Source organism: Deinococcus pimensis DSM 21231 (assembly GCF_000519345.1).
Classification (GTDB): Bacteria; Deinococcota; Deinococci; order Deinococcales; family Deinococcaceae; genus Deinococcus_A; species Deinococcus_A pimensis.
On record NZ_KI912643.1, the window covers coordinates 2596 to 6274 of the forward strand.

2 protein-coding genes and 1 pseudogene are annotated in these 3679 nt (G+C 69.9%); all 3 read left to right on the forward strand.

Features of this window, described 5'->3' with window-relative positions:
* Nucleotides 1-244 (forward strand): annotated as a pseudogene (locus DEIPI_RS0111660) (hypothetical protein); the annotation flags it as partial.
* Nucleotides 245-305: 61 nt separating this feature from the next.
* Nucleotides 306-998, forward strand: a complete 693-nt coding sequence (locus DEIPI_RS0111665; RefSeq protein ID WP_027481890.1) for an SDR family oxidoreductase — start codon at nucleotides 306-308, stop codon at nucleotides 996-998.
* A 336-nt stretch (nucleotides 999-1334) separates the two neighbouring features.
* On the forward strand, nucleotides 1335-3593 hold the full coding sequence (locus tag DEIPI_RS30560; protein ID WP_245588552.1) for a RelA/SpoT family protein: 2259 nt from the start codon (nucleotides 1335-1337) through the stop codon (nucleotides 3591-3593).
* Nucleotides 3594-3679 lie beyond the last annotated feature (86 nt).

The window sequence follows — 3679 nt, forward strand, 5'->3', positions numbered from 1 at the left end:
CCGCTACCCGCAGGCGCACGTCGTGACCGCGCCCGACGCGCGCGCGGTGCGGCTCACGCCCGTCGTGGTGGTGCCCGCCATGCTGGGCCTGTTCAGCTCCCTGGAGGTCCGCTTCGAGCTGAGCGTGCCGGGCGAGCCGGCCCCGCGCGTGGTGAGCCAGCGCATCGCGGTCTCCACCCTCTGGAACGCGCAGCAGGACGCGCACAAGCTGGCGCTCGACAGCATGTTCGGCTCGCTGCCCTGAACGTCTTCGGCACTCCTTGACCTTCCGGTCCGCCCCGACGTCCACGTGTTAGGGTGCCGCCATGAAGAGCGCCTTCGTCACCGGAGCAAGCAAGGGCATCGGATTCGCCGTCGCGCAGGCCCTCGTGGGAGAGGGCTACGGAGTGACCATCACGGCCAGGAACGAGCAGGAGGTGAGGGACGCCGCCGCGCGGCTCGGCGAGAACGCCCTCGGCGTGGTGTGCGACGTCCGCGACGAGGCCGCCGTGGAGGCCGCCGTTCGCGCCCACGAGGAGCGCTTCCGTGGCATGGACCTGCTGTTCGCCAACGCGGGCGTCGGGAAGTTCGGGCCCGTGCAGGACCTCAGCGTGGAGGACTGGCGCGCCGTGATCGACACGAACCTCACGGGCGTGTTCCTGTGCGTGCGGGCCTGCACGCGCCTGCTCGCCGCGAGCCGCGGATACGTCATGACGCTCTCCAGCCTCGCCGGGAAGAACCCCTTCGCGGGCGGCGCGGCGTACAACGCGAGCAAGTTCGGCCTCAACGGCTTCACGGAGGCGATCATGCTGGACCTGCGTCCCCTCGGGATCAAGGTCACGCAGATCATGCCGGGCTCCGTGGCGACGCACTTCAATGATCACACGCCCTCGGAGGCGGACGCCTGGAAGATCCAGCCGGAGGACCTCGCGCGGCTCACGCTGGACCTGCTGCGCATGCCCGAGCGGACCCTGCCGAGCCGCGTGGAGGTCCGCCCCGCCCAGCCGCCGCGCCGCTGACACCTCAAATCTTCCCGAAGATCGCCTCAGGGACAGCTTCGGGCCGGGGCAGGGGGCGCCTCATGGCACTGCGAGAAAATCGCACATCACTCACGGGGTGGGCCGCTAGACTCGGGTCAGCTATGGAGGACCTCAAGAAAGCCATTGCCGGCCTGCGCGAGGCGCTGGAGCGTCTGCTCAACCCCGAGCCGAAGCCGGTCCCCGTGCCCGTCCCCGTCCCTTCCCGCCGCAGGCGCTGAACCCGCAGCACACCAACGAGAACACACGCGCCCACCCCGAACGGGTGGGCGTCGTCGTGGGGCCCCGTGAGACGCGCTCGTGCGCTAGGATGGCTTGGTGCACGGGTTCGAGCAGTTGATCGACACGCTCTCCGACCGGACCCCGGAGGACCGCGAGCGCGTCCAGCGCGCCTACGAACTCGCCGAACGCGCCCACCGTGGGGTGGCGCGCAAGAGCGGCGAGCCCTACATCACCCATCCCGTGGCCGTCGCGCAGATCCTCGCGGACCTCAACATGGACACGGACGCCGTCATCGCGGGCCTGCTGCACGACACCGTCGAGGACACCGACGTCACCTTCGAGGAGGTGGAGCGCGGGTTCGGTCCCGAGGTGCGCCGCATCGTCGAGGGCGAGACGAAGGTCAGCAAGCTCACCAAGATGTCCGCCAGCCTGCAGGACGAGCAGGCCGAGAACCTCCGCCAGATGCTGATCGCCATGACCGGCGACATCCGCATCATCATCGTGAAGCTCGCCGACCGCCTGCACAACATGCGCACGCTCGGCAGCATGCTCCCACACAAGCAGCAGCGCATCGCCCGCGAGACGCTCGAGATCTTCGCGCCGCTCGCGCACCGCCTCGGCATCGGGCAGATCAAGTGGGAACTCGAAGACCTCAGCTTCAAGTACCTCGAACCCGAGGCGTACGAGTCGCTCGCGCGGCGCCTGCGCACGAAGCAGGAGGAGCGGCAGGCGCACATCACGGGCGCCGTGGCGCAACTTCGCGCCGCGCTGGAGGAGGACCCGGAACTGCCCGAGTGGGTGGAGGGCATCGACATCGCGGGCCGCAGCAAGCACCTCTACTCCATCCACACGAAGATGGTGAAGGAGGGCAAGGGCCTGGAGCAGATCTTCGACCTGCTCGCCGTCCGCGTGATCCTCACGCCCAAGCCCGTGAACGCCCCGGAGGGCAAGGCGCGCGAGCGCAGCGAGCAGGCCCGCGAGAAGCGCGTGTGCTACCACAGCCTCGGGCTCGTGCACAGCATGTGGACGCCCATCCCGGGCCGCTTCAAGGACTACATCGCCGTGCCGAAACCCAACGGCTACCAGAGCCTGCACACCACCGTGATCAGCACGGCCGGTCAGCCCATCGAGGTGCAGATCCGCTCGCGGCGCATGCACGAGGTCGCGGAGTACGGCATCGCCGCGCACTGGATGTACAAGCAGGGCGACGGCCTCGGCGAGAAGAGCCGCGAGAACTGGATCACGCAGCTCAGGCAGCTCCAGTCGGAGATCGCGGACGCGTCGGACTTCGTGGACGCCGTCAAGAGCGACCTGCTGTCGGGCCGCGTGTTCGTCTTCACCCCGAAGGGCGACACCGTGAACCTCCCGGCGGGCAGCACGCCCGTGGACTTCGCGTACCACATCCACTCCCGCATCGGGGACACCACCGTCGGGGCGCGCGTGAACGGCAGCATCGTGCCGCTCAACTCCCGCCTGAAGAACGGCGACATGGTGGAGATCATCGCGAGCCGCAACAGCGCCGGGCCCAGCCAGGACTGGCTGAACTTCGCCATCACCCGCTCGGCGCGCGCGAAGATCCGGCACTTCTTCCGCGTCCGCGAGCGGCAGGAGGCGCTGCAGGCCGGGCACGACACGCTGGAGCGCTACCTGCGCAAGCGGCAGCTGCCCGTGCGTCAGCTCATGCGGACGAAGCTGCTGGAGGAGGCCTCCGAGAAGCTCGTCGGGAGCCGCAATCCGGACGACCTGTACCTCGCCATCCAGGCGGGCAAGGTCGCGAGCAGCACCGTCGCGCGGGCCCTCGCGCCGCAGCTGGAGCAGGAGCAGTCCCCGCCGCGCGCGCCCGTCCAGCCGCGCATCGAGGAGGGCGGCGTGTACGTCGCGGGGATGTCCACGCCCACGAAGACCGCGAACTGCTGTCATCCCATCCGGGGGGATCAGATCATGGGCTACATCACGCGAGGGCGCGGCGTGACCGTGCACCGCATGGACTGCCCGAACATGGTGCGCCTCCTCAAGGACGAACCGGACCGCTGCGTGCCCGCCTCGTGGGACCCGGGGTCGCGCGGGCACACCATCGTGGACCTCGACGTCGTCGCGATGGACCGACCCGGCCTGCTCTCGGACGTGCTGAACGTCGTGGCGGAGCAGAAGCGCAGCCCCGTGAAGGTGGAGGCGGGCGTCGCGGCGGGCGGCACCGCCCACATCTACCTGCGTCTCGCGGTGGGCGACCAGATCGATCTGGGGCACCTCGCGGACGCCATCCGCCGCGTGCAGGACGTTCAGGACGTGCTGCGCATGGGCGCGCGCGGCGCGCGCAGCATCCCGGCGCTCCAGCGGGCCGGTCACGATGACTGACCTGCTGCTGCTGCCGGACCTGGGGGACCTGCTGCGCGTCACGCCGCGCTACAACGCGGGCACGCTCGTGGAGCTCGCCCGCGCGG